Here is a 1,452-nt window from a genome sequence, read left to right as displayed (position 1 = left end):
ACCAAGGGGAACATGGGTCAGTCCAACACGTGCCGGGCGCAGAACCGGGCAAGCGTGCCACAGGGGCTGGAACGTGTACGGCAAGCTGCAAGGCAGCGGAAGGAGGAGCGGTTCACCGCGCTGCTGCATCACGTCACGGTCGACTGGCTTCGGGAGTCGTTCTATGCGCTCAAACGCAACGCGGCTCCGGGAGTGGACGGCATGACGTGGCGGTACTACGAGGCGGGACTGGAAGAGCATCTCCAGCGTCTGCACACACAAGTACTCAGCGGAGCGTATCGGGCACTGCCCGTTCGGCGGCAGTACATACCAAAGCCGGACGGCAAACAGCGCCCATTGGGGAATGCCGCACTGGAAGACAAAGTCGTCCAGCGCGCGGTGGTTGGAGTGCTAAATGCGATCTACGAGGAAGACTTTCTCGGTTTCTCGTACGGGTTCCGACCCGGACGCAGTCAGCATGATGCGCTGGACGCGTTGGCAACGGCCATCATCCGCACCCCGGTGAACTGGATTTTAGACGCCGACATCCGGAGCTTCTTCGACTCGGTCAGCCAGGACTGGCTGGTTCGGTTCATGGAGCATCGGATCGGCGACGAGCGCATCATTCGTCTTGTGCGGAAATGGCTCAAGGCGGGCGTTCTGGAGAATGGGGAACTGAGCGTCAGTGAAACCGGCACACCGCAGGGGTCAGTGGCGTCGCCACTGTTCGCGAACGTGTATCTGCACTACGTGTTTGATCTCTGGGCCAACCGGTGGCGACGGCGGGAAGCTAAAGGCAACGTCATCATTCTGCGGTACGCGGATGATGTTGTGGCTGGCTTCGAGCACGAAGCTGACGCGCGGCGCTTCTGGGACGCGATGCGACAGAGGCTGGAGGAGTTCTCGCTTGCGCTTCACCCGGACAAGACGAGGTTACTGGAGTTTGGCCGCAACGCAGCGGCCAACCGCCAGAGTCGAGGCCTTGGCCGGCCGGAGACCTTCGCCTTCCTGGGCTTCATCTTTATCTGCGGACGATCGCGTCGCGGTGCCTTCCAGTTGCAGAGGAAGACTCGCGGTGATCGCATGCGGGCGAAGCTCAGGCAGATCAAGGAGGATCTGCGACGGCGCATGCACGACCCGATTCCTGCGCAAGGAAAATGGCTTGGGCAGGTGGTGCGCGGATACTTCGCGTACCACGCAGTACCAACGAACTCGCGAGCGCTCGGCGCGTTCCGTTACCACGTTGTTGACCTCTGGCGGCGTGCGCTCAGGCGCCGCAGCCAAAAGGATCCTATGACGTGGACGCGGGTCGAGCGGATCGCGGATGCCTGGCTCCCACAGCCTCGAATCCTTCATCCATGGCCGGACCGGCGCTTTGCCGTCAAACACCCGAGGTAGGAGCCGTATGCCCGAATCGGGCTCGTACGGATCTGTGCGGGGGGTGCTCAGTAATGGGCATTCCTACCGCGATAG

General features: G+C 62.1%; 1 protein-coding gene. It reads left to right on the top strand.

Annotated features, from left to right (window positions below):
• Positions 1-1,377: group II intron reverse transcriptase/maturase (gene ltrA / locus RM96_RS33535; RefSeq protein WP_039016067.1), on the top strand; the 1,377-nt coding region annotated here is incomplete at its 5' end.
• Between the last annotated feature and the right edge of the window lie 75 nt (positions 1,378-1,452).

The sequence above is a fragment of the Cupriavidus sp. IDO genome (assembly GCF_000812465.1).
Taxonomy (GTDB): Bacteria; Pseudomonadota; Gammaproteobacteria; order Burkholderiales; family Burkholderiaceae; genus Cupriavidus.
Note: the sequence above shows the minus strand (reverse complement) of the source record. Positions and strands in the feature narration are given on the sequence as shown.